This window comes from Enterobacter asburiae, assembly GCA_011754535.1.
GTDB lineage: Bacteria > Pseudomonadota > Gammaproteobacteria > Enterobacterales > Enterobacteriaceae > Enterobacter > Enterobacter cloacae_N.
Map to the genome: position 1 here is coordinate 2,505,744 of JAAQVN010000001.1, position 24,264 is coordinate 2,530,007.

A 24,264-nucleotide genomic window follows, 5' to 3' on the forward strand; every position below is an offset into this window, starting at 1 on the left:
AGATAACAAAGGAATTCACCATGCAAACCCCATTTCGCCTGCCGCTACTGACGGCGCTGATTCTGACGACCACCGCAGCCTGGTCCGCGGATGCGCCTGTTAAAGGCGGCACGCTGATTTATCTGGAGCAACAGGCGCACACCAACCTCTATCCGCCTGCCGGCGGCTTCTACCCGAACGGCGGCATTCTGAACCAGATCACCGACAAACTGACGTGGCAGAACCCAAAGACGCTGCAGGTGGAACCCTGGGTGGCAGAAAGCTGGACCACCAACGCCGATAAAACCGAATACACCTTTAAACTGCGTCCCGGTATTACCTTCTCCGACGGCACGCCGCTGGATGCTAACGCCGTGGCGAAAAACTTTGATACCTACGGCTTAGGTAACAAGGCGCAGCGCCTGCCGGTGTCAGAAGTGATCAATAACTATGATCGTAGCGAAGTCATCGACCCGCTGACCGTGAAGTTCTACTTCAAAAAACCGTCGCCGGGGTTCCTGCAGGGCACCGCCACCATTGGCTCGGGTCTGGTCTCGCTCAGCACGCTGAAGCGCAACTTTGAAGAACTGGGTGACGCCCGCCACATCATTGGCTCCGGGCCGTTTGTGGTGAAGGACGAGAAGTTGGGGCGTGAAGTGACGCTCGAAGCCCGTAAAGACTACCAGTGGGGGCCCAAAAACCTGCCGCAGCAGGGGCCAGCCAATCTGGACGGCATCAAGTTTATCGTCACTCAGGAAGACAGCGTGCGCATCGGCGCCCTGCTGGCCGGCCAGGCCGACTTTATTCGCCAGGTGCAGGCGTATGACGAAAAGCAGGCGACCGACCAGGGCTATAAAATCTACGCTGCCCCAACGCGTGGGGTGAACGACAGCATCAGCTTCCGTCCGGATAACCCGCTGGTCTCCGATATTCGCGTACGCCAGGCGCTGCTGCATGCCACCAACGCAAAACAGGTGGTCGAGACCCTCTTCTCGGCCAACTATCCGCAGGCGAAGTCGGTGATTGCCGATTCCGCAGCAGGCTTTGTCGATCTCAGCGACAAATTGACCTTTGACCCGGTAAAAGCCAACCAACTGCTGGACGACGCGGGCTGGAAAGCTGGCAGCGACGGGGTCCGCGCCAAAGACGGCCAACGTCTGGCGCTAACGGTGTATGAATCCCTGCCGCAGCCGCAAAACAAAGAGGTGCTGCAGCTGGTTGCCCAGCAGTGGCGACAGGTGGGCGTGGCGCTGAGCGTCAAAGCCGGTGACGCAGGCAGCCGCACGCTGGATAACCTTGACCCGCTGAAAACCCCGTTAACCGTCTCCGAAGTAGGCCGCGCCGATCCTGACGTGGTGAAAAGCATGTTCTACCCGGCTAACCGCGACGCGCTGCTGCAAAAGGGCGGCTCCAGCGACAAGGTCAAAAACTTCCGCGACGACAAGCTGAATGAGCTGCTGGTGAATATTTCGACTGAGGTCGATCCGCAAAAACGCCTGCAGCTGACGGGCGACGCCCAGCGCTACCTGCTGGATAACGCCTACGTCATCCCGATTTTCGAGGAGCCGCAGGTCTTTGCCGGTGCGCCGTGGCTGAAAGGCGTCAATTTTGAAGCGGTAGGCCGCCCGTCGTTCTACGGCGCGTGGATTGAGAAACACTGAGGAGCTGACGATGCGCCACGCACTTCTTCAACGCTTTGGGCACGGGCTGCTGGTACTGTGGGCCGCCTTTACCCTCTCGTTCGTGTTGCTCCAGGTGCTGCCGGGCGACGCGGTGCTGATTAAATTTCAGAACCCGGACCTGGGCTTAAGCCCGGCGCAAATCGAGGAGATGCGCGTGGCCTACGGTGCGGACAGCCCGCTGTGGCAGCAATACGGCCACACGCTGCTGGCGATGCTGCGCGGGGATTTCGGCTATTCGTTACAGGCAGGGGTGCCGGTCAGCGAGTTGATTGCCAGCAATCTGCCGGATACCCTGAGTCTTGCCCTGCCCGCGTTTGTGCTCGCGGTCCTGCTGGCGTTTGCGCTGGCTTTTGCATCGCGTCTGCCGGGTCTGCGCTGGCTGAGCAATACCCTCCAGTCGCTGCCGGTCCTGTTTATCTCCTTACCCACTTTCTGGCTGGGGATTGCCCTCATCCAGCTCTTTTCATTTCAGCTGCGGCTGATCCCGGTGATTAACCCGACGCCGCTGCAGGGGTTGATCCTGCCAATCGTCACCGTCGCGATCCCGATCTCCGCCCCGCTGGCGCAAATCCTGATGCGCAGCCTGGACCAGGTGGCAACGCAGCCGTTTGTCGCCGTCGCCCGGGCCAAAGGGCTGAGTGAAACCGCCGTTCTGTGGCGTCACGTCACCCGCAACGCCCTGCTACCGGTCCTGAACATTGCCGGGCTGCTGCTGGGCGAGCTGATTGCCGGGGCGCTGATCACCGAAACCGTTTTTGGCCGCAGCGGGCTCGGCCAGCTGACCCAGCAGGCGGTGAATAACCAGGATATCGCCGTGCTTCAGGCGGTAGTGATGATTTCCGCCCTCGGTTTTGTCCTGATTAATCTGCTGGTGGATCTGCTGATGCCGCTGCTGGATCCCCGTCTGCAAACCGTTACCGGAGGTGCTTCATGAGCCTGGTCGATTACGCCGCCGCCGCGCGAAAGCGCGTTCCAGCGTGGCAGGAAGTGGAATGGCAACCGGGACTGTGGCTGGCATGGGGGGTGATTATTCTCGCCGCTTTTGCCGCCGTGGCGCCCGGCCTGTTAACCCACTACAGCCCGATTGAGGGCATCGCCGGGGCACAACGCCTGGCGCCGCAGGCGGGACACTGGCTCGGCACCGATCAGCTTGGCCGCGATGTTTACACGCGCATCGTGTACGGTGCCTCACACTCCCTGAGCGCAGCGCTGGCCGCCGTGACGATGGGTCTGGTGGTGGGTACCGGCTTAGGGGTGGTTGCCGGGGCGTTCGCCGGACGCGTCGAGTCTTTCCTGATGCGTTTTGTCGACGTGCTGCTGTCCATCCCGTCTCTGCTGCTCTCACTGACGGTCATTATTCTGCTCGGGTTTGGCACCGTTAACGCCGCGATTGCCGTCGGCGTGGCCTCAATCGCAAGCTTCGCCCGCCTCGCGCGCGGTGAAGTGGTGCGCATCCGGCACACGGATTACGTCGAGGCGGCGTTTGGCAGCGGCGGGACGTTTTTCGCCGTGCTGTGGCGACACATTCTGCCCAACGCGTTAACCGCCGTCCTCGCCTTTGCCACACTGCAGTTTGGTCAGGCCATCCTGGCGCTTTCCACGCTGAGCTTTCTCGGCTACGGTACCCCGCCACCCGTGCCGGAATGGGGCTTATTGATTGCCGAAGGCCGTAACTATCTCTCTACCGCCTGGTGGCTAACCACCTTCCCCGGCGTCGTCGTCATCGCCGTGGTGCTGGCCACCAACCGTATCAGCCAACAGTTCAGCGGAGGTCGCTAATGACCATTCTCTCAGTGGAAAATTTGACGATCAGCTACCGTACCGCGCGTCAGTGGCGAGAGGTGGTGCATAACGTCAGCTTCACGCTCGGGCGAGGGGAAATGCTGGCGTTTGTCGGTGAATCCGGATCCGGCAAAACGACCACGGCACAGGCGATCATTGGTCTGCTGGCCGACAACGCCCGGCGCGATGCGGGAAAAATATCGCTCAACGGCGAGGAGATTAGCCTATGGTCCGCCAGGCGTCTCGATACTCTTCGCGGGGCGCGAATTAGCCTGGTTCCGCAGGATCCGGGTAATTCGCTCAACCCGGTGAAAACCATCGGCGCGCAGGTCGGAGAAATCATTCAGCTACACCAGAAAGTGACCCGCGCCCGGCGCGACGAACAGGTGCTCGCCCTGCTGACAAAGGTCGGCCTGAGCCACCCCGAGCAGCGCATGACGCAGTATCCCCATCAGCTCTCCGGCGGGATGAAACAGCGCGTGCTGATTGCCATCGCCATTGCCCTGCGCCCGGACGTCATCATTGCCGATGAGCCCACCAGCGCGCTGGATGTGACGGTGCAAAAGCGTATTCTCGATCTGCTGGATATCCTGCGCCGGGAATCGGGTACCGCCGTTCTGTTTGTCACCCACGATCTTGCGCTGGCCGCGCAGCGCGCGGACAGGCTGCTGGTTTTACGCGATGGCGAGGTTCAGGAGCAAGGCAACACCGCCGATATCGTACGCACGCCTCAGCACGCCTACACCCGCCAGCTGTTGAGCGATCTCCAGGGCCAGCGCCTGACCATCGCCCCGGTGGCCGGCCGCCCGCTCGCGTCTCCGGCCATTCGCGCCCGCGCCATCAGCAAACAATTCTCCCTGGGCAAAGGTCATCAGCTTCAGGCGCTGGATCGGGTGACGTTTGACGTCAGGCGCGGTAGTACGCACGCGCTGGTCGGGGAATCCGGCTCCGGGAAAACCACCCTCGCCCGTATTTTGCTGGGTTTTGAACAGGCCGACAGCGGGCAGGTCATCATTGACGATATTGATGCCACCGCGCTCAGCCGCGAGGCCCGCCGCCAGCTGCGCCAGAAGATCCAGTTTGTTTACCAGAACCCGTTTGCCTCTCTCGACCCGCGTCAGACGCTGTTTGACATCATCGAAGAGCCCCTGAAGAACTTTTCTCGCCTCAGTAAGGCGGAGCGCAAAGTCCGGGTCGAGACCGTGGCACAGCGGGTTGCCCTGCCGGTCGATATATTGAGCCGCACCGCCCGGGAGCTTTCAGGCGGACAGCGTCAGCGCGTTGCCATCGCCCGGGCGCTGATCCTGGAGCCGACCATTCTGGTGCTGGACGAAGCCACCTCGGCACTGGACGTCACCGTGCAGGCGCAGATTCTGGCTCTGCTTCAGCAGCTGCAGCAGCAGCTGGGACTGACCTACCTCTTCATCACGCACGATCTGTCCACCGTCCGCCGGATCGCCCACAGCGTCACGGTGCTGCGCAGCGGTCAGGTGGTCGAACAGGGCGATGTCGGAACCTTATTCGCGTCGCCGCAGAACGACTATACCCGCGAGCTGATTGACGCCATTCCCCATTTTTCACCCGCTACGGAGGAGCTCGCATGACGCGAAAACGCCTGGGATTTTTCACCCGCCTGCTTGACGACGCCACGCCGAAGGAGCGCTATCGTCTGGCAACCGAACAGATCCGCCAAGCCGAACGCCACGGCTTTGACAGCGCCTGGATCGCGCAGCACCACTTCCATGAAAGTGAAGGCGGCCTGCCGTCGCCGCTGCTGTTTCTGGCGCACGTGGCCGCGCATACCGAAACCATCCGGCTGGGCACGGCCATCATTACCCTGCCGATGGAAAACCCGCTGCGCGTGGCGGAAGATGCCGCCGTGCTCGATTTACTCGCCGATGGCCGTCTTGAAGTCGGTTTTGGATCGGGCGGAACACCGACCTCCTTTCTGCCGTTCGGCCTGACGTTTGAGGATCGCGGCGCGGCCTTTGCGGACCATTTGCATGTGATCCAAAGCGCCTGGCGCGGGGATTCACTGACCCATCCTGATAACCACCTTTATCCGCCGGCGCCACAGCTTGCCGACCGTATCTGGATTGCCACCTTCTCCGTTGACGGTGCCGTTCGCGCCGCCCGGGCTGGACACGGTTTAATGCTCTCCCGCACGCAGCCTCGCCCGGCAGACCGCCCGGATTTAACGCTCGACGCGATCCAGAACCCGATTGTGGATGCCTACCTCGATGCGCTACCTGCGGACATCGCGCCGCGTATTCTGGCCTCCCGTACGGCGTTCGTCGCCGACAGCGATGACTATGCACTCAGGGTCGCAACGCCGGGCCTCACGAAACAGGCCCGGCAGCATCGCGCTGCCGGGTACGCAGTTAAAGGTGACACCGTCACCGATTATATCCGCCAGTTTGACGCGCATATCGGTTCCCCCGATACGGTCCTGCATTCGCTGAATGCTGACTCCGTTCTCAGGCGCGCCACGGATATTTCATTCCAGGTCCATTCGGTCGAACCCACGCACCGCGACACGCTGCGCTCCGTTGAGCTGCTCGCAGAAAAGATTGCCCCCCACATCCTTTGAGGAGACACCTATGTCATTAAGTCAGGACATTCTCGCCGAGCTGGCGGAAATTAAACCCGGTTCCCCTCTGGCAGAGGCGCGCGCTACGCGAGATGCCGCCACACGCCACGCCCAGGGCAGCTACGAAATTCTGTTTAGCCAGCAGGATAATGATTTTGCACTCGACGAGCGCTTCGCCGTGGCGGCCAAAGTCGCCAGGTGGCACAGCGCGGAGGCGCTGGCCGCGCACTATGCGGGGTTTGGACTGGCCGACCCCACCTCGGACCGCCTGACCCCGGCGCTGAACTTCGCGCGCCTGCTGACGTTTTCACCCGTCGAAGCCACGCCGGCCGCGTTAACGGCGCTGACCCAGGCCGGGTGGAGCAAGGAAGGCATCGTTACCCTGGCGCAGCTCGTCGCGTTTGTGAGCTTCCAGAGCCGACTCGTCGCCGGGCTGCGTCTGCTGAACGACAGGCCCGTCGCGGCAAGCGAAACGCCGGTGGCGGCAGGCGTCTGGCACACGACCGCAACCACGGTCACCGGGAAGGCGGCACCCGTCGCGTTCACCCAGCAGGAGCTGGGATGGGAACCGTGGATAGCGGCCAAACCGCTGGCGGACTTCCGTGACGATGAGGTTGCCATCCTGGCGAAATTTGGCCATACCGATTCCGACTACTTCCGCCTGCTGGGGCGCAACCTGCCGGTACTTGAACAGCGCACGCTAACGGATAAAGGAATTTTTTATACGCCGGGGGGATTGCCGCGCGCCGAGCGCGAGCTGGCCGCAACGGTCGCCAGTAAAATTAACGGCTGCATCTACTGCGCATCTGTCCATGCGCGTAAAGCCAGCCAGCTGTCAAAGGATGACGCTGCGGTAGAGGCCCTGCTGGCCGTGCGGCCGGGGCAGTCCCTCAGCGAGGGGCAGTCTGCACGCTGGCAGGCGGAAATTAACTTTGCGGGGGCGCTGTCTGTCACGCCGCCTGCCGCCACGCCGCTACACCTCGCCGCGCTGGAAAAAGAGGGGCTGGATACCCTGGCGCAGCTTGACCTGGTGCAGTCTGCCGCGTTCTTCGCCTGGGCCAACCGCCTGATGCTGACCCTGGGTGAACCCTGGCTTGCGTGAACCCCATCAGGCTAGCGCGCGAGCGTTAGCCTGAGCACGTCTCGCCCGCAGGTAACCGTAAATCAGCAGCGCGCTCATGGCCGAGAAAGAGAGTATTGCCGCTGGCAGCGTGACGTAACGCCAGCTAAAGCCGAGGGTAATCATCATCCCGCCGAAGTACGCACCGATCGCACTGCCGAGATTAAACGCCATCTGCCCTCCTGCCGCCCCCAGCATCTCACCGCCCTTCGCATTTTGCAGCAGCAGGATCTGCAGCGGCGCGGAGAGTGCAAACAGCCCGGCACAGCAGATAAAGCCCATGACCAGCGAGGCCGCTTGCAGTTCGCCAAAGGCAAAAAGCAGCAGCAGTGAGGCGACAATCACCATGTCGGTAGCCGCCGCAATGCGCAGCGGGCTAAACCGGCCAGAGAGCTTACCGCTCAGCAGATTACCTAACACCATGCCAAGCCCCATCAGCATCATGATGACCGTCATCAGCCCTTCCGAAAAGCCGGAAACATTGACCATAAAGGGCTTAACGAAGCTAAACCACGCGAACACCCCGGCATTACCAAACATCGTGGCGGCAAAAATCAGCCAGGGTTCAGGTTTCCTCAGAAATTTGAACTGCTCGGTCAATTTGATTTCTGACGTGTCGCGGATGTCCGGCACCCAGAGCAGAACTGAGAGGATCACCAGCGCGTCGAACACCGCAATCAGGAAAAAGGTATAGCGCCAGTTAAAGGCGTGCCCCAGCCAGGTCCCCAGCGGCACGCCCACCAGGTTGGCTACGGTCATACCGGCGATCATCCCGGCCACCGCGACCGTCACCTTACCCGGTGGCGCAATTTTGGAGAGGATTATCGCCCCGACGCCAAAAATGGCCCCGTGCGGAAAACCGGAAATCAGCCGCCCCAGCGCCAGCCAGAAATACGACGTAGAAAACGTAAACAGGGCATTGCCAACAGCGCACATCACCACCAGAAACAGCAGCGTGGTTTTTAAGGAGAACTTGCCTGAAAACAGCGCCACAATCGGGGCGCCAACCACCACACCGAAAGCATAAAACGAGATCATATTCCCGGCGGAGGGAATCGAAATGCCGGTGTCATGCGCCAGCTCGGTTAGCACGCCCATAATGCCAAATTCAGCCATTCCCAGGCCAAATGTGCCAAGCGCCAGCGAAAAAATTGTCTTTTTCATACCGCAACCACAGGTTAAAAACTCGCGACGGGCATTATTGAACAATCTTGTATGGTGAGCCAGTTCAAATCAGCTGGCTGACACATTAATCCATTAATTCAGGTGGATTACACTTTGTAGTGCGGCCTCGTTTTTCCCGTGCCGGACAACCAGAGGATGACAATTATGGGAAGTAAAAAGAAAGCCCCTGTCGCTGTTGAAGTCGTAAAGAGTGCTCCGCTAAAGACTAAAGAATATGAAAAAGAGCTGCGCCGCCTGCACGTCGAACTGGTCAAACTCCAGCAGTGGGTTGTCGCCAAAGGACTGAAGGTGTGTATCGTTTTTGAGGGGCGCGACGGCGCCGGTAAAGGCGGCACCATCAAAGCGATTACCGAGCGCGTCAGCCCGCGCGTCTTTCGCGTCGTCGCGCTTCCCGCGCCTACCGATAAAGAAAAAAGCCAGCTCTACTTCCAGCGTTACGTGCCGCATCTGCCCTCAGCGGGCGAAATCGTCATCTTCGACCGCAGCTGGTATAACCGCGCGGGCGTCGAGCGCGTGATGGGCTTCTGTACCGAAGAACAGGTGGAGAAATTTCTGGACGGCACGCCGGTCATGGAAAAAGCGATGGTCGATGCCGGCATTATCCTGCTGAAATACTGGCTGGAGGTGACGCCAAAAGAGCAGGAGCGCCGCCTGCGCGACCGCATCAACGATGGGCGCAAAATCTGGAAGCTGTCCCCCATGGACATTAAATCTTTTAACCTGTGGGACGAGTATACCCTCGCCCGCGACGCCATGTTTGAAGCCACCGATACAGCCTGGGCGCCGTGGTTTGTGGCCCGTTCAGAAGATAAAAAACGCGTGCGCCTGAATATTATTTCGCACCTGCTGACGCAAATCCCCTATAAAGAAATACACGTAGACAAGGTGGATTTACCGAAACGTAAAATTGGTAAAGTTAAACCCACAAAATATCCGTTCCGGTATGTGGAAGAGCGGTTCTGATATAGCAGGGGTAGGCCCGTGCAAGCGCAGCGCCGCCGGGCAAAGCCGACGGCGCAGGTCTTACTTGATCCCTTCCGTACTTTCCTGTTTCGCTTCCAGACGTTCCACATCACGATACCAGCGCGGATGGTGTTTCTGCGCCCAGCGGCGGCTCACCTTCCCTTCAATCATGCCTTTAATCGACCCTTTTACCCAGAACGCCATATACATATGGATCAGGATGGCGTGGATCAGAATGATGGCCGACGTGGCGTGGATCAGCAGCGCGTAGCGAATTACCTGAATGGGGAAATACTGGGCAAAATACGGACGCCAGATAATTACGCCGGTCACCAGCAGCACAAAAATCATGCTCATGATGGTCCAGAACATCATCTTCTGTCCGGCGTTGTATTTGCCCACCTTCGCGACTTTATGCTCGTTGCCCTTCAGGACTTCGACGATACCTTTCAGCCACGGGATATCCTGCTTGTCCGGGATGTTATGGTGGACAAAGCGCACGAACATAAACATCAGCACCACGAAAATCAGCACGCCGAAGAACGGGTGCAGAATGCGCCCCATCTGCGGCGTACCGAAGGTTTCGGTCAGCCACTGTAGCGTCGGGAAGAAGAACGAAATTCCGGAGACCGCCACCAGGAAGAAGCAGATCACTACCGTCCAGTGACAGGCGCGATCGACAAACTTCGTGCGCACTATCATTTTCGACTTACTCATGATGCTCCTCCTCGTCGTCATCCACCTCTTTGTTTGGCCCGATACCGATGTAGTGATAAATCAGCCCCGCGAAGGTGGCGATAAAGCCCGCCGCAGAGAGCGGTTTAAGCGCCCCTTTCCACAGGTTGATGGAGGTATCGATCGCCGGATCTTTCGGCAGATTATGATACAGCTCCGGCTGATCGTTATGGTGGAGCACGTACATTACGTGCGTGCCGCCCACGCCCTGCGGGTTGTAAATGCCCGCCTTGTCGTAGCCGCGCGCTTTCAGCTTGTCCACCCGCTCTTGCGCCACGTCCAGCATCTCTTTTTTTGTGCCGAAGTGGATAGCACCAGTGGGACAGGTCTTGACGCAGGCAGGCTCCTGCCCGACGCTGACGCGGTCCACGCACAGGGTGCATTTATATACCCGGTTATCCTCTTTATTGAGGCGCGGGACATTAAACGGACAGCCCGCGATGCAGTACCCGCAGCCGATGCAGTTGTCCTGCTGGAAGTCGACGATCCCGTTGGCGTACTGAATAATCGCGCCGGCAGACGGGCACGCCTTCAGGCAGCCCGGATCTTCACAATGCATGCAGCCGTCTTTGCGGATGAGCCACTCCAGCCTGCCGTTCTGGTCGGTTTCGCTAAAGCGCATCACCGTCCAGGATTTGGCGCTCAGATCCGCCGGATTATCGTAGACCCCGACGCAGTGCCCCACCTCGTCGCGGATATCGTTCCACTCCGAACAGGCCACCTGGCAGGCTTTACAGCCCACGCAGGAGGAGACATCGATAAGCTTGGCGACCTCTGCCTTATAGTCCCGCGCGCGGGGCGCGGGGGTGATCGGGTTGGTCGCGGAGCGTTTAATAATGTCTTGTGTTTCCATCGCCATTTAATCGCTCCTTACGCTTTCTCGATGTTGACCAGAAACGCTTTGTACTCCGGCGTTTGCGAGTTGGAATCGCCGACGTTTGGCGTCAGGGTGTTGGCGATGTAGCCTTTTTGCGCAACGCCCTCAAAGCCCCAGTGCAGCGGGATACCGACAGTTTCTACCTGCTGGCCGTGCACGTTCAGACTTTGCAAACGACGGGTGACCACCGCCACCGCGCGAATAAAGCCGCGCTTGCTGCTCACCTTCACACGGTCGCCGTTGGCAATGCCTTTCGCCTTCGCCAGCGTTTCGCTTATCTCCACAAACTGTTCCGGCTGCGCGATAGCGTTAAGCCGCGCGTGCTTGGTCCAGGTATGGAAATGCTCGGTCAGGCGGTAGGTCGTTCCGACATACGGGAATTTGTCCTTTTTACCTAAGCGCAGCACGTCCTCTTCGTAAATCCGCACCACCGGGCTGGAGACCACGTTCGGGTGCAGCGGGTTAGTGCCGAGCGGCGTTTCCATCGGCTCGTAGTGTTCCGGGAACGGCCCTTCCGCCAGCTTGTTGAGGGCGAACAGGCGTCCCAGACCTTCCGGCTGCATGATAAACGGCCCGGTGTTGCTGCCCGGAGCGGCGGTGTTGTAGTCCGGGATGTCGTTCCCCGTCCACTTCGTCCCGTTCCACTGGATCAGCATCCGTTTCGGATCCCACGGCTTGCCGTTCACGTCGGCGGACGCACGGTTGTACAGCACGCGACGGTTCAGCGGCCATGCCCAAGCCCAGCCCAGCGTGTTGCCCAGGCCTGACGGGTCAGCGTTGTCGCGGTTCGCCATCTGGTTACCCTGCTCCGTCCAGCTGCCGGTGTAGATCCAGCAGGATGATGCCGTGGTACCGTCGTCACGCAGCAGCGCGAAGCTGTTCAGCAACTGGCCTTTCTTCGCCACCAGGTTGCCGTTGGCGTCGTAGAGATCTGCCAGCGCCACGCCGTTGTTCTCTTTCGCGACTTCCTCAGACTCAGGACGATCCGGCTGCTTGTAGTGCCAGCTCATCTTCAGCAGCGGCTCAGCGCCTTTGCCGCCTTCAGTGCGGTACATTTCGCGCAGGCGATGGTAAATGCCAGCCAGGATTTCGCCGTCGTTACGCGCTTCGCCCGGCGCGTCCTGCCCTTTCCAGTGCCACTGCAGCCATCGGCCGGAGTTGGCAATAGAGCCGTCCTCTTCCGCAAAGCAGGTAGATGGCAGGCGGAACACTTCGGTCTGAATCGACGCCGGATCGACATCGTTTGACTCCCCGTGGTTCTGCCAGAAGGTGGAGGTCTCGGTCACCAGCGGATCGATAACCACCATGTACTTCAGCTTGCTCAGGCTGCGAACGACTTTGTTCTTGTCCGGGAAGGAGGCCACCGGGTTGAAGCCCTGGCAGATATAGCCCGTGACGTTGCCCTTATCCATCATGTTGAAATACTTGATGACGTCGTAAGCCTGGTCCCACTTCGGCAACCACTCAAAGCCCCAGTCGTTCTCCTTCTGCGCCGCGTCGCCGTAGAAGGATTTCATCAGGCTGACGTAGAATTTCGGATAGTTGCTCCAGTAGTTCACCTGATCCGGCAGCGTCGCTTTTGGCGTATTGGCCTCAAGATACGCTTGCAGATCGGCCTGCTTTTCAGACGGCAGCGTCAGGTAGCCCGGCAGGCTGGTGGAGAGCAGACCGAGATCGGTTAAGCCCTGAATGTTAGAGTGGCCGCGCAGCGCGTTCACGCCGCCGCCTGCCATCCCCATGTTGCCGAGCAGCAGCTGGATCATCGCCATGGTGCGGATGTTCTGCGCACCCACGGTGTGCTGCGTCCAGCCCAGCGCATACAGGAACGTGGTGGTTCTGTCGGCGGCGCTGGTGGAGGCCAGCACTTCACACACCTTCAGGAAGTCCGCTTTCGGTGTGCCGCAGATGTTCTCCACCACGTCCGGCGTATAGCGGGAAACGTGCTGCTTCAGCAGGTTCCACACGCAGCGCGGATGCGTCAGGGTTTCATCCCGCATCGCATAGCCGTTTTCGTCGAACTGATAGTTCCACGAGGACTTGTCGTACTGGCGTTTTTCAGCGTCATAGCCACTGAACAGCCCGTCATCAAAGGCAAAATCATCCCGCACCAGCAGGTTCGCGTTGGTGTAGTGCTTAACGTATTCCGCGTTGATTTTGTTGTTTTCGATCAGGTACAGCAGCACGCCGGACAGGAACGTAATGTCCGTACCGGAGCGAATCGGCGCATAGATATCGGCCACAGATGCTGTACGCGTAAAGCGCGGATCGACGACGATAAGCGTCGCATCGTTGTTGTTTTTCGCTTCCATCGCCCAGCGGAACCCCACCGGATGGGCTTCAGCGGCATTACCGCCCATCACCACCACGACGTTAGCGTTTTTGATATCAACCCAGTGGTTGGTCATCGCACCGCGACCAAATGTTGGAGCAAGACTTGCTACCGTTGGTCCGTGTCAGACGCGTGCCTGGTTGTCTACCGCCAGCATGCCGAGAGAGCGCACAAATTTTTGTGTCAGCATGCCGGTTTCATTGCTTGCCGCAGATGCGCACAGCATCCCGGTAGAGAGCCAGCGGTTGACCGTTACGCCCTGCTCGTTCTTTTCAATAAAGTTGGCGTCACGGTCGGCTTTCATCAGTTTTGCAATACGAGAGAAAGCCTCATCCCAGGAGATACGCTGCCATTTGTCGGAGCCCGGCGCGCGGTATTCCGGGTAGCGCAGGCGGTTTTCGCTGTGGACATAGTCCAGCAGGCCCGCCCCTTTCGGGCAGAGTGCCCCGCGGCTCACCGGATGATCCGGATCCCCTTCAATATGGTAAATCGCTTCTCTGGCGTTCTTCGCGCCATCGCCCAGGCTATACATCAATAGCCCACAACCCACGGAGCAGTATGTGCAGGTGTTACGGATCTCTTTCGCACGCAGCAGCTTATAGTTGCGTGCCTGAGCCAGCGCCATTTTGGGAGCAAATCCCAGCATTGCGGCTGTGGTTCCGGCCATACCGCCCGCGCAGATTTTGAAAAATTGTCTGCGGCTGACGTCCATTGTTGTCCTCGTTATCTGATAAGACTTCGCGCCGCAAACTAACAGCAAAGTCCCTGTTTTTTTTGCGTCAAATCAAGGTCGCCTGACTTCGCCCCCTTAATAGTCACCGCTGCCGCGTTTGAATAATCCTTTAGGGTTAAACGCCTGAGAGAATAATTCGCGACAGGGTCAGGATTAATGCGATACATTTTTCCTTTGTTTTTTTAGCGATGAAGACGTAATGGACAGAAAGAGAGCAACGCTCACGGGACTGGCGGCAATACTGTTGTGGAGCACCATGGTGGGCCTGATTCGCAGCGTGAGTGAAGGGCTTGGGCCGGTCGGCGGCGCGGCGATGATATATACCCTCAGCGGATTGCTTTGCCTGGTGACGGTAGGATTTCCTGATATTAAACGTTTTTCTCCCGGGTATCTTATTGCAGGCAGCGTACTGTTTGTCAGTTACGAAATTTGCCTGGCGCTGTCGTTAGGCTATGCCGCCACGCGAGCGCAGGCCATTGAAGTCGGTATGGTAAATTATCTCTGGCCGAGCCTGACGATCGTCTTTGCTATTTTATTCAATGGACAGAAATCAACGCTGTGGGTCATTCCCGGGTTAGCTATCGCGCTGCTCGGCGTGTGTTGGGTATTAGGCGGTGAGCAAGGGCTACATATTGATGAAATAACCCGCAATATCGTCTCGAACCCGCTCAGCTATGCGCTGGCCTTTGCGGGGGCATTTATCTGGGCCGCTTACTGCACGGTAACCGCTAAATTTGCCAGAGGCCAAAACGGTATTACCCTCTTTGTTTTGTTAACTGCGCTCAGCCTTTGGGTGAAATATTCTCTGAGCGATCAGCCGGAAATGGTGTTCAGTTTTCCGGTTATCGTGAAGCTCGTTATGTGCGGTATCGCGCTTGGGTTTGGCTATGCCGCATGGAATATTGGCATTCTGCACGGTAACGTTACGGTGCTGGCTGCCGTGTCCTATTTTACTCCCGTTCTCTCTGCCGCGCTTGCTGCCGTGCTGCTGAGTTCTCCCCTCTCTTTCTCGTTCTGGCAGGGCGCACTGATGGTCTGCGCCGGGTCATTGCTCTGCTGGTACGCCACCCGGAAATAGCGTCCAGATTTCTGCCGGGTGTGATTAAACCCGGCAGAAAATTAACATAAATTTAATATGTGATCGCACCAGAAAATATTAATCTGAACATTAGTGAGATCGTTTAGGTTCTGTTTATATTATCTTCCTTTCGTAAATGCCACACACCTTAAATTGACATAACCTGACACCTGCGCGTAACTACTTCCCTGCGAATATTACCGTCATTAATAGTAAGAAATGCAATAGTCCACGCCTCCGGAACCGTTTAAAAATAAATCCACACCGATTAAATATTCGCCACCTCAAATTATCATGGCGTCATTAACCCGATCTCGATCACACTAAATGAAATTATTACTCATATTTTGAAACTTATTATTGAAAGGCAGCGACAAGATTTTTAAAAATAGCACGCCGTTGTCGAACAGCCTCGTATAGAAATTGCTCGCAATGGTTCAGGAAATACTGAAAAAAAATTATAAGGAATATTTAAGATGAAACTTAAATTAGTTGCAGTGGCAGTCACTTCCATGTTGGCAGCAGGCGTTGTAAACGCAGCTGAAATTTATAACAAAGACGGTAACAAGCTGGATCTGTACGGTAAAGTGACAGGTCTGCACTATTTCTCTGATGACGCTGGCGCAGACGGTGATAAAACCTACATGCGTATCGGCTTCAAGGGTGAAACCCAGGTTAACGACCAGCTTTCCGGTTACGGCCAGTGGGAATACCAGATTCAGGGTAACAAAGACGAAGGCGACAACCAGTCCTGGACCCGTGTGGCCTTCGCAGGTCTGAAGTTCGCTGAAGCCGGTTCATTCGATTACGGTCGTAACTACGGCGTGATTTACGACGTGACCTCCTGGACCGACGTTCTGCCAGAATTCGGCGGAGACACCTACGGCGCAGACAACTTCCTGCAGTCTCGTGCAAACGGCGTAGCAACTTACCGTAACCAGGACTTCTTCGGTCTGGTTGACGGCCTGAACTTTGCCCTGCAGTACCAGGGTAAAAACGGCAGCGTAAGCGGTGAAAACACCAACGGCCGCAGCCTGCTGAACCAGAACGGCGACGGCTACGGCGCATCCCTGACTTACGATCTGGGTGAAGGCTTCAGCGTTGGGGGGGCAATGTCCTCCTCCAAACGTACCGCTGACCAGAATGCGGCTGGCGTATACGGTGAGGGCGACCGCGCTGAAGTGTACAGCGGCGGCGTGAAGTACGACGCGAACAATATCTACCTTGCCGCGCAGTACTCTCAGACCTACAACGCGACCCGCTTCGGTACCTCTAACGGCAACCGCAGCGACATTTACGGTTTCGCAAACAAGGCGCAAAACTTCGAAGTTGTTGCTCAGTACCAGTTCGACTTTGGCCTGCGTCCATCCATTGCTTACCTGCAGTCTAAAGGTAAAGACATCGAGAACTTCGGCGACCAGGATCTGGTTAAATACATCGATGTTGGCACGACCTACTATTTTAACAAAAACATGTCCACCTACGTGGATTACAAAATCAACCTGCTGGACGATAACCAGTTCACTCGCCAGGCAGGTATCGGTACCGACAACATCGTTGCGCTGGGTCTGACCTACCAGTTCTAAACCTTGTTTGTACAAAAGCCAGCTGAATAAGCTGGCTTTTTTCTTCTCTTTACCCCGCAGACGTCTCCCCGCCCGCAGCCCTGCGAAGCCAGTTTTGCAGCAGCTTACCGTCCTCGGTCATCTCTGAATCTGTACGTACGCAGAGGTGATAGTCGCGCCCGTCATCGATGGGTAGGTCAAATATCTTCACCAGCTCACCGCTCTCCAGGTAAGGTGCGATCAGCGGCTCGCGCATTAACGCGCAGCCCAGCCCGGCCTGCACACCTGCCAGCGTCAACAGCCCGTCTTCAAACAGAGGGCCGCTGCGCCGGAGAGGACGTTTTACCCCCTGCAACAGAAACCACTGCGCCCACGTGGTGCGCTCTTCATCATGCAGCAGCGGCATTTGCAGCAGCTGCTCAGGCGTGTCGATATGGCCATGAATACGCAAAAACGTGCGGCTGCACACCGGCACCATCTGTCCGGAAATTAGCTTTTCACTTTGATAGCCCGCCCACTGACCGTTACCAAAACGAATCGACATATCCGACGCATCGCTCAGATAGTTACGATGGTTGGCATACACTACGTTGATCTCGGTCTGCGGATTCGCGCGCATAAAAGCAGGCAGACGCGGGATAAACCACCCCATGCCAAAGAGCGGGATCAGACTGATGGTGACCTGACGCGTTTGCGCCTGCTCAGCCAGATGCTCCGTTGCCTGGCGCAGCACGTTAAACGCCGCACGGATCGAGCGGTAATATTCACGTCCGTGCTGGCTCAGCACCAGCCTTCGCCCCTGACGCTCCGTCAGTGGCATTTGCAGATAGCCTTCGAGCACCTTGAGCTGATGGCTGACAGCCGACGGTGAGATCTCAAGTTCCTGCGCGGCCAGCGTGACGCTGCCCAGCCGGGCAATGGCCTCAAAGGCACGTACGGCCCGAAGCGGTGGATCGTTTGCCAGGCGACTGTCTGCATAAGCAGACGCATCCGCTAATTGTTCTGTTTTATTCATATATTGATTTCTTTAGGCTTATCCGCCAAAAACAGGCTTACACTATCTTTATATAAATCATCAAGATAAAGCAATATCGGTTTATCATAAGAAATAATATATGTGTATTTTACAATTTAATTCATTTATCGGATGGTAGCCGCAGAAGAAGCTCTTTGCGGGTACAAACGTTGGATACATTCATACAACAACTGATCAACGGCGTGATGCTGGGAAGCATTTACGCGCTGATCGCGCTGGGCTATACCATGGTGTATGGCATCTTGCGCATTATTAACTTTGCTCACGGCGATATTCTGATGGTCGGGGCGCTCACCACGCTTTCCGCCATTAACGCCCTGAATACCGCCTTTCCGCACATGCCGGTGCTGTTGCAGCTTGGCGTTGCCCTGGTGATTGCGATGGCCGTCTGTGCCCTGCTGGCCATGGCCGTTGAGCGCTTTGCCTACCGCCGGCTGCGCAACGCCCCGCGCCTGGCGCCGCTGATCTCGGGTATCGGCGTCTCCGTCCTGCTACAAACCCTGGCGATGATTATCTGGACGCGCAACCCGCTGATGTTCCCTCAGATCCTCCCGATGGACCCTATCGCCGTCACATCCGGCAGCGAAGCGCATCCTCCTGCCATCGTCACCGTCACCGGTATCGTCACCGTTGTCCTGGCGCTGGCGGTAATGACTGGGCTGTGGCTGCTGGTGGAATACACCCGCCTGGGGCGCGGCATGCGCGCCGTTGCGGAAAACCCACGCGTGGCCACGCTGATGGGGGTTAACCCAAACGCCATTATTACCCTGACGTTTGCCATTGGTGGCGTATTTGCCGCGCTGGCAGGCGTGATGATGGCGAGCAACTACGGCAACGCCAGCTTCTCGATGGGCTTTTTGCCCGGGATTAAAGCCTTTACCGCCGCCGTACTGGGGGGCATTGGCAACATTCGTGGCGCAATGGTTGGCGGCATCCTGCTCGGTATTATCGAAGCGCTGGGCGCAGGTTACCTGGGTGAACTAACCGATGGCGTATTTGGCAGCAACTATCAGGACGTCTTTGCCTTTATGGTGCTGATCCTGGTGCTGGTCTTCCGTCCGGCTGGCCTGCTGGGCGAGCGCGTGGCGCACAGAGCGTAAGGAATACCATGACAACACTTCAACTCCAGACCCCGGCAACAACGCGTAAATTCTGGTCAGGCATGAGCCTGTTCTGCCTTGCGCTGCTGGTTGCCCCCATGGTAGCCACGCAGCTGGGCGGCAACTACTGGGTGCGCGTTATCGACTTCGCCCTGCTCTACATCATGCTGGCGCTGGGGCTCAATATTGTGGTGGGCTATACCGGCCTGCTGGATATGGGGTTTATCGCCTTTTACGCGGTCGGGGCTTACCTCGCTGCGCTAATGGCCTCGCCACATTTGCTGGAGGTATTTCCTCTCCTCGGCGTCTGGTTCCCGGACGGGCTGCACACGTCATATCTGTTGATTATTCCGCTGGCTGCGCTTGTTGCCGCAGTCTGCGGCATTTTACTGGGTGCTCCCACGCTGAAGCTGCGTGGCGACTACCTGGCGATAGTGACCCTCGGATTTGGGGAAATTATCCGCATCCTGATGCGTAACCTCGACCGTCCGGTGAACATCACCAATGGTGCAAAGGGCATTACCGGGGTGGATACGCTGAATCTGTTCGGCCTGAAGTTCAGCGGCGTATACCACTGGTTTGGTTTCAAAGTGCCTGCCCTGTGGCTGTGGTACTACCTGCTGATGCTGGTCATTGTGGCGATTATTGTTGTCTGCCTGCGCCTGCAGCACTCGCGTATTGGCCGCGCCTGGCACGCCATCCGTGAAGACGAGGATGTGGCCCGCGCGATGGGCATCAACGTACGTAACTACAAGCTGCTGGCCTTTGCAATGGGCGCCTCTTTTGGTGGCGTGGCGGGCGCCCTGTTCGGCGCGTTTCAGGGCTTTGTCTCCCCGGAATCCTTCACTTTACAGGAATCCATTGCCGTGCTGGCGATGGTGGTGCTGGGCGGTATGGGTCACATTCCCGGCGTGATCCTCGGCGCGGTACTGCTTACCGCCCTGCCGGAACTGCTGCGCAGCCAGGCAGCCCCGGTACAGCAGGCGCTGTTCGGCACGGTACTGATTGATCCGGAAGTGTTGCGTCAGCTTTTCTACGGCCTGGCGCTGGTGCTGGTCATGCTGGTACGCCCTGCCGGGATCTGGCCGGTACGCCACAAAGAGGTGAATACATGAGTCTGTTAACCGTGCGCAATATGTCAAAACGCTTCGGCGGCCTTACCGCCGTGGACGACGTTTCGCTCTGCGTAAATAAGGGTGAGATCTACGGACTCATCGGCCCTAACGGGGCGGGAAAAACCACCTGCTTTAACCTGATCACCGGGCTTTATCCGGCGGACAGCGGTGAGTTTTCTATTGCCGATAAGCCCTATTTCCCGAAGCACATTGAGAAAGTTACCGCCGCCGGGATTGCGCGCACCTTTCAGAACGTGCGCCTCTTTAGCGACATGTCGGTGCTGGAAAACGTGATGGTGGGCCGCCACGTGCGCACCCGTAACGGTCTGTGGGCCGCGCTGAGCCGCCACAGGCGTGCACGCGAGGAAGAGAGGCAGACCCGGGAGCTGGCCTGGCACTGGCTGGAGTACACCGGTATTGCGAAGTTCGCCCACTACCGCGCCCGCGATCTGGCCTATGGTCACCAGCGCCGTCTCGAAATTGCCCGCGCGCTGGCAACGGAACCGATGCTGCTGGCGCTGGACGAACCCGCCGCCGGGATGAACGCGGCGGAAAAAGTGGCGCTTGGCGAACTACTTACCCGTATTCGGGATGACGGTAAAACCCTGCTGATGATTGAGCATGACGTCAAGCTGGTGATGGGCATCTGCGACCGTCTGACGGTGCTCGATTACGGCAAAACGCTCGCCACCGGCACGCCGGAAAGCGTGCGTCGCGACCCGGCGGTGATCGCCGCCTGGCTTGGAGGCAACGGCCATGTCTGAATTACTGAAGGTAGAACGTCTGGACGTGCATTACGGCGGCATTCAGGCCGTACGCGATGTCTCCTTTACCCTTCACGAGGGCGAACAGGCTACGCTGATCGGCGCTAACGGCGCGGGGAAAAGCTCCACCGTGCGCGCCGTTACCGGGCTGGAAAGCTTTAGCGGCAGCATTGAATTCAGCGGTAAAGCGGTACGTAAACACAGCCCCGAAGCCCTGCTCCGCGACGGTCTGGTCATGGTCCCGGAGGGACGCGGGATCTTCTCCCGCATGACGGTACTGGAAAATCTGCAGATGGGCGCCTGGCTCAGGCGTGACACTGTCACCATCAAGCGCGAGATAAACGAGATTTTCGAGCGCTTCCCGCGTCTGGGCGAACGTCAGCATCAGCTTGCCGGCCTGCTGTCCGGCGGTGAGCAACAGCTGCTGGCCCTTAACCGTGCCCTGCTCAGTCACCCGCGGCTGTTGATCCTCGACGAACCCTCGATGGGCCTTGCGCCGAAGATGGTAGATAACATTTTTTCCGTCATCGCCGACCTGCGCGAGCGCGGCGTTGCCCTGCTGCTCATCGAACAAAACGCCCGTCTCGCGCTGGAAGTCACCGACAGCGCGTGGGTCATGGACAGCAGCAGCATTGTTCATCATGGCGAATCGAAAGCGCTGCTCAATGACGACCAGATTGCACAGATTTATTTGGGCGAAATGCCCATTTAACAACACCAGCCAACACCAGGGAAATACAATGAAAACAGTAAAAATCAGTGCGCTCAGCGCCGCTATCCTCCTCGGCAGCTTTGCCTCGACGGCAGCTTGGGCAGCCGAAGGGGAAACCGTGGTTATCGGTCTGGCAGGCCCGCTCACCGGCCCGTCCGCCCGTATCGGTAAAGATCTGGAAAACGGCGCGCAGTTGGCTATCGATGACATCAACAAGCAGCACCCGACCATCGGCGGCAAAGCGGTAACCTTCAAACTGCAGTCCGAAGACGATCAGTCAGACCCGCGCACTGCCGTAGCCGTCGCGCAGCGTCTGGTGGATAGCGGCGTGGCGGGCGTGGTCGGCCACTGGAACACCGGCACCAGCATTCCTGCCGCACGTATCTATCACGATGCGGGCATCGCCCAGGTGGCACCGGTCGCAACCGGCCATGCCTATACCAAACAGGGTTTTGACACCAGCTTCCGAGTGATGGGCCACGACGATGACGGCGGCCAGCTCGCCGGCCAGTACGCGGTCAACGCGCTGAAAGCCAAACGCATTGCGGTGATCGACGACCGTACCGCCTTTGGTCAGGGTCTGGCGGACCAGTTTATTAAATCGCTTGAAGCGCAGGGCGTGAAGGTTGTCGATCGTCAGTATGTGGATGACAAAACGGTGGACTTCAGCGCCGTGCTGACCGCTATCCGGAGTAAAAACGCCGATCTGATCTTCTTCGGCGGCGTCGACAGCCAGGCCGCACCGCTGGCGCGTCGTATCAAACAGCTGGGCATGAACGCCACCCTGATGGGCGCAGGCGGATTTGTCAGCCAGACGTTCCTGCAGCTGGCGCAGAAAGAAGGCGAAGGCGTGGTCGCCCTCGAACCAGGCCTGCCGGTTGAGCAGATGCCGGGCGGTAAAGCGTTCGAACAGGCGTACCAGTCACGCTACCACACCCATATCGAACTGCACGCCCCGTTCGCCTATGACGCCACCCGCGTGCTGGTTGCGGCGATGGAAAAAGCAGACTCCGTTGAGCCGTCCGACTATCTGCCCGCCCTGCGCGCCATCAGCTACGCCGGCGTCACCGGACAGATCGCGTTTGATAAAGAAGGCAACCTGAAATCGCCGTCTTTCACCGTTTACAAAGTTGTCGATGGCAAATGGCAGCCGCAGACCGTGCTGGGTGGCGCAAAAGCGAAGTAACGCAGTGAGGGCAATGTGATGAGTGATAATAACGAGCTGGGCATTCTCGCCCGCCGCAAAATTGAAGCAGAAATTATTAAGCCAATTTATGAAATCCTGGTGCGCGAGATAGGAAAAGCTCGCGCCCAGGCGGTCATTGGCGAGGCTATCGAGCAGGCCGCGATTGACGCAGGCAAAGCGTTTGCCAGCAAAGAACCCAACGGCGCGGACGTCAAGAGTTTCATCGCTCTGCAGTATCTGTGGGAAAAAGATAACGCGCTTGACGTGAAGGTGATCGACGCCGACGACCAGCAGTACAACTACAACGTGACCCGCTGCCGCTACGCGGAGATGTATCACGAAATGGGGCTGGGAGAGATTGGTCATCTGCTCTCCTGCGCGCGCGATGAAAAATTCATCGTTGGCTATGCGCCGGACGTAAAGCTGACCCGCACGACCACCATCATGCAGGGCGGTTCGTGCTGTGATTTCCGCTACCGCAGTAGTAAGGACAAGACATGATCCGCATTAACGCCGAACGGCTGTGGTCAACGCTTGAGATGATGGCGCAGATCGGCGGCACGCCCGCCGGTGGCGTGACCCGCCTGGCACTGAGCGAGGAAGATCGCATTGCGCGTAACCTGCTGCGCGACTGGGCGCTGGACGCGGGTTTCACCTGCGACATCGACAGCATGGGCACTATGTTTATCCGCCGCGCCGGGAAAAACCCGCAGCTTGCTCCGGTCATGACAGGTTCACATGTGGATACCCAGCCGCTGGGCGGTAACTACGACGGGGTGTACGGCGTGCTGGCCGGGCTGGAGCTGCTGCGTACCCTAAACGATCGTCACGTTGAGACTGAACGTGACGTTGTGCTGGTGAACTGGACTAACGAAGAAGGCGCGCGCTTTGCGCCGGCCATGCTCGCTTCAGGGGTCTGGACGGGACAATTTAGCGAAGCGTACGCGCATTCCCGCGCGGATAACGAAGGCATCACCGTGGGGGAAGCGCTGGATAACATCGGCTACCGGGGGAAAGCCCCTGCCCGCGCGTTTCCGGTTCACGCCTGCTACGAACTGCACATCGAGCAGGGCCCGATCCTGGAAGATGAAGCCGTCGATATCGGGTTAGTCCGTGCGGCTATGGGCCAGCGCTGGTTTACCCTCACGCTGGATGGATTCGCCGCCCATGCCGGCACCACGCCGATGCACAGCCGCCGCGATGCGTTAACCGCCTTTGCCGATCTGGCGCTGAAGGTGGAAGAGATTGGCTATCGGCATGCGCCGGACGGACGCGCGACGATCGGTATGGCGCAGGTTACGCCAAATTCGCGCAACGTAGTGCCGTCTCGCGTGGTGTGCAGCGTGGAGTTCAGACATCCTGCCCGGGAGGCGCTGGAAGCGATGGAGACAGCGCTGCATCTGGCGGCGCAAAGCCTGAGCGCGCGGGGCGTAACGGCTGATGTGGAACGGATTTTTGACTACGAGCCGATTGCGTTTGATGCCGTATGCCTGGCCCGCACGGAGAAAGCAGTAGCGGAACTGGGCTATTCGTCGAAATCCATGGTCTCTGGCGCGGGACACGACGCCTGCTACGTCAGCAAAGTCGCGCCTGCCAGCATGATCTTCATTCCCTGCGTGAAGGGTATCAGCCACAACGAAGCCGAGAAGATCCTGCCGGAGTGGGCAGAGAAAGGGGCAAACGTGCTGCTGCACAGCGTGCTTGCCGCCGCGCAGGACACATAAGCCGCCTTA

General features: G+C 58.3%; 21 protein-coding genes. 16 read left to right on the top strand and 5 right to left on the bottom strand.

Translation table 11 applies throughout. From position 1 onward, the window contains the following. Window positions 1-20: 20 nt before the first annotated feature. From HBM95_11835 to HBM95_11860, 6 genes are read left to right on the top strand one after another with little or no spacing between them, the layout of a single operon-like run. Window positions 21-1,640: a TIGR04028 family ABC transporter substrate-binding protein gene (locus HBM95_11835; GenBank protein ID NIH43621.1), complete on the top strand. Its 1,620-nt coding sequence runs from the start codon at window positions 21-23 to the stop codon at window positions 1,638-1,640. Window positions 1,641-1,650: 10 nt separating this feature from the next. Next, window positions 1,651-2,595: an ABC transporter permease gene (locus tag HBM95_11840; GenBank protein ID NIH43622.1), complete on the top strand. Its 945-nt coding sequence runs from the start codon at window positions 1,651-1,653 to the stop codon at window positions 2,593-2,595. After that, window positions 2,592-3,440: an ABC transporter permease gene (locus HBM95_11845; GenBank protein ID NIH43623.1), complete on the top strand. Its 849-nt coding sequence runs from the start codon at window positions 2,592-2,594 to the stop codon at window positions 3,438-3,440. The genes HBM95_11840 and HBM95_11845 overlap by 4 nt, the downstream gene beginning before the upstream one ends. Next, the gene (locus tag HBM95_11850) at window positions 3,440-5,047 is read left to right on the top strand and encodes an ABC transporter ATP-binding protein (GenBank protein NIH43624.1); all 1,608 of its coding nucleotides are present in this window, start codon (window positions 3,440-3,442) and stop codon (window positions 5,045-5,047) included. The genes HBM95_11845 and HBM95_11850 overlap by 1 nt, the downstream gene beginning before the upstream one ends. Continuing rightward, entirely contained in the window at window positions 5,044-6,033 is a 990-nt protein-coding gene (locus tag HBM95_11855; GenBank protein NIH43625.1) for a putative FMN-dependent luciferase-like monooxygenase, read from the top strand. Before HBM95_11850 ends, HBM95_11855 begins: the two co-directional genes overlap by 4 nt. Window positions 6,034-6,043: 10 nt before the next feature. After that, window positions 6,044-7,135 (top strand): alkylhydroperoxidase domain protein, encoded by a 1,092-nt coding sequence (locus tag HBM95_11860; protein ID NIH43626.1) that lies wholly within the window; start codon window positions 6,044-6,046, stop codon window positions 7,133-7,135. Between the two features lie 6 nt (window positions 7,136-7,141). Here the strand turns inward: HBM95_11860 and araJ are convergent, their stop codons facing one another. Next, window positions 7,142-8,317 (bottom strand): MFS transporter AraJ, encoded by a 1,176-nt coding sequence (gene araJ, locus HBM95_11865; protein ID NIH43627.1) that lies wholly within the window; start codon window positions 8,315-8,317, stop codon window positions 7,142-7,144. 165 nt (window positions 8,318-8,482) lie between these two features. On the opposite strand from araJ, the gene ppk2 reads away from it, so the two are divergent. Next, entirely contained in the window at window positions 8,483-9,301 is an 819-nt protein-coding gene (ppk2, locus tag HBM95_11870) for a polyphosphate kinase 2 (protein NIH43628.1), read from the top strand. Window positions 9,302-9,361: 60 nt separating this feature from the next. Here the strand turns inward: ppk2 and fdnI are convergent, their stop codons facing one another. From fdnI to fdnG, 3 genes are read right to left on the bottom strand one after another with little or no spacing between them, the layout of a single operon-like run. After that, a complete protein-coding gene (gene fdnI, locus HBM95_11875) occupies window positions 9,362-10,018 on the bottom strand; it encodes a formate dehydrogenase-N subunit gamma (protein ID NIH43629.1) in 657 nt (218 codons plus the stop codon). Next, a complete protein-coding gene (gene fdxH / locus HBM95_11880; GenBank protein ID NIH43630.1) occupies window positions 10,011-10,895 on the bottom strand; it encodes a formate dehydrogenase subunit beta in 885 nt (294 codons plus the stop codon). Before fdxH ends, fdnI begins: the two co-directional genes overlap by 8 nt. A gap of 11 nt (window positions 10,896-10,906) precedes the next feature. Continuing rightward, window positions 10,907-13,954, bottom strand: coding sequence for a formate dehydrogenase-N subunit alpha (gene fdnG / locus HBM95_11885; GenBank protein NIH43631.1), 3,048 nt, complete (start codon window positions 13,952-13,954; stop codon window positions 10,907-10,909). 220 nt (window positions 13,955-14,174) lie between these two features. On the opposite strand from fdnG, the gene yddG reads away from it, so the two are divergent. Then, window positions 14,175-15,053 carry an aromatic amino acid DMT transporter YddG gene (gene yddG, locus HBM95_11890; GenBank protein NIH43632.1) on the top strand — a complete coding sequence of 293 codons (879 nt, stop codon included), beginning with the start codon at window positions 14,175-14,177 and terminating at the stop codon, window positions 15,051-15,053. A 476-nt stretch (window positions 15,054-15,529) separates the two neighbouring features. After that, entirely contained in the window at window positions 15,530-16,639 is a 1,110-nt protein-coding gene (locus tag HBM95_11895; protein ID NIH43633.1) for a porin OmpC, read from the top strand. A 49-nt stretch (window positions 16,640-16,688) separates the two neighbouring features. Here the strand turns inward: HBM95_11895 and HBM95_11900 are convergent, their stop codons facing one another. Then, window positions 16,689-17,633, bottom strand: coding sequence for a LysR family transcriptional regulator (locus HBM95_11900; GenBank protein NIH43634.1), 945 nt, complete (start codon window positions 17,631-17,633; stop codon window positions 16,689-16,691). Window positions 17,634-17,803: 170 nt separating this feature from the next. Between HBM95_11900 and HBM95_11905 the strand changes: the two genes are divergently transcribed. The 7 genes from HBM95_11905 to HBM95_11935 are packed head-to-tail and all read left to right on the top strand — an operon-like array spanning window position 17,804 to window position 24,255. Continuing rightward, window positions 17,804-18,754, top strand: a complete 951-nt coding sequence (locus HBM95_11905; protein NIH43635.1) for a branched-chain amino acid ABC transporter permease — start codon at window positions 17,804-17,806, stop codon at window positions 18,752-18,754. 8 nt (window positions 18,755-18,762) lie between these two features. Then, a complete protein-coding gene (locus tag HBM95_11910; GenBank protein ID NIH43636.1) occupies window positions 18,763-19,869 on the top strand; it encodes an ABC transporter ATP-binding protein in 1,107 nt (368 codons plus the stop codon). After that, the gene (locus tag HBM95_11915) at window positions 19,866-20,633 is read left to right on the top strand and encodes an ABC transporter ATP-binding protein (GenBank protein ID NIH43637.1); all 768 of its coding nucleotides are present in this window, start codon (window positions 19,866-19,868) and stop codon (window positions 20,631-20,633) included. The genes HBM95_11910 and HBM95_11915 overlap by 4 nt, the downstream gene beginning before the upstream one ends. Continuing rightward, on the top strand, window positions 20,626-21,345 hold the full coding sequence (locus HBM95_11920; protein NIH43638.1) for an ABC transporter ATP-binding protein: 720 nt from the start codon (window positions 20,626-20,628) through the stop codon (window positions 21,343-21,345). The genes HBM95_11915 and HBM95_11920 overlap by 8 nt, the downstream gene beginning before the upstream one ends. Before the next feature lie 28 nt (window positions 21,346-21,373). Beyond that, complete coding sequence (locus HBM95_11925; protein NIH43639.1) at window positions 21,374-22,531, top strand: branched-chain amino acid ABC transporter substrate-binding protein; 1,158 nt, start codon at window positions 21,374-21,376, stop codon at window positions 22,529-22,531. Between the two features lie 18 nt (window positions 22,532-22,549). Next, window positions 22,550-23,032: an L-2-amino-thiazoline-4-carboxylic acid hydrolase gene (locus tag HBM95_11930; GenBank protein ID NIH43640.1), complete on the top strand. Its 483-nt coding sequence runs from the start codon at window positions 22,550-22,552 to the stop codon at window positions 23,030-23,032. Next, entirely contained in the window at window positions 23,029-24,255 is a 1,227-nt protein-coding gene (locus tag HBM95_11935; GenBank protein NIH43641.1) for a Zn-dependent hydrolase, read from the top strand. The genes HBM95_11930 and HBM95_11935 overlap by 4 nt, the downstream gene beginning before the upstream one ends. The last annotated feature ends 9 nt before the right edge of the window (window positions 24,256-24,264 follow it).

Coding starts and splice junctions, on each gene's coding strand:
- HBM95_11835 (NIH43621.1), top strand. CDS start 21: ATGCAAACCCCATTTCGCCTGCCGCTACTGACGGCGCTGATTCTGACG.
- HBM95_11840 (NIH43622.1), top strand. CDS start 1,651: ATGCGCCACGCACTTCTTCAACGCTTTGGGCACGGGCTGCTGGTACTG.
- HBM95_11845 (NIH43623.1), top strand. CDS start 2,592: ATGAGCCTGGTCGATTACGCCGCCGCCGCGCGAAAGCGCGTTCCAGCG.
- HBM95_11850 (NIH43624.1), top strand. CDS start 3,440: ATGACCATTCTCTCAGTGGAAAATTTGACGATCAGCTACCGTACCGCG.
- HBM95_11855 (NIH43625.1), top strand. CDS start 5,044: ATGACGCGAAAACGCCTGGGATTTTTCACCCGCCTGCTTGACGACGCC.
- HBM95_11860 (NIH43626.1), top strand. CDS start 6,044: ATGTCATTAAGTCAGGACATTCTCGCCGAGCTGGCGGAAATTAAACCC.
- araJ (NIH43627.1), bottom strand. CDS start 8,317: ATGAAAAAGACAATTTTTTCGCTGGCGCTTGGCACATTTGGCCTGGGA.
- ppk2 (NIH43628.1), top strand. CDS start 8,483: ATGGGAAGTAAAAAGAAAGCCCCTGTCGCTGTTGAAGTCGTAAAGAGT.
- fdnI (NIH43629.1), bottom strand. CDS start 10,018: ATGAGTAAGTCGAAAATGATAGTGCGCACGAAGTTTGTCGATCGCGCC.
- fdxH (NIH43630.1), bottom strand. CDS start 10,895: ATGGCGATGGAAACACAAGACATTATTAAACGCTCCGCGACCAACCCG.
- yddG (NIH43632.1), top strand. CDS start 14,175: ATGGACAGAAAGAGAGCAACGCTCACGGGACTGGCGGCAATACTGTTG.
- HBM95_11895 (NIH43633.1), top strand. CDS start 15,530: ATGAAACTTAAATTAGTTGCAGTGGCAGTCACTTCCATGTTGGCAGCA.
- HBM95_11900 (NIH43634.1), bottom strand. CDS start 17,633: ATGAATAAAACAGAACAATTAGCGGATGCGTCTGCTTATGCAGACAGT.
- HBM95_11910 (NIH43636.1), top strand. CDS start 18,763: ATGACAACACTTCAACTCCAGACCCCGGCAACAACGCGTAAATTCTGG.
- HBM95_11915 (NIH43637.1), top strand. CDS start 19,866: ATGAGTCTGTTAACCGTGCGCAATATGTCAAAACGCTTCGGCGGCCTT.
- HBM95_11920 (NIH43638.1), top strand. CDS start 20,626: ATGTCTGAATTACTGAAGGTAGAACGTCTGGACGTGCATTACGGCGGC.
- HBM95_11925 (NIH43639.1), top strand. CDS start 21,374: ATGAAAACAGTAAAAATCAGTGCGCTCAGCGCCGCTATCCTCCTCGGC.
- HBM95_11930 (NIH43640.1), top strand. CDS start 22,550: ATGAGTGATAATAACGAGCTGGGCATTCTCGCCCGCCGCAAAATTGAA.
- HBM95_11935 (NIH43641.1), top strand. CDS start 23,029: ATGATCCGCATTAACGCCGAACGGCTGTGGTCAACGCTTGAGATGATG.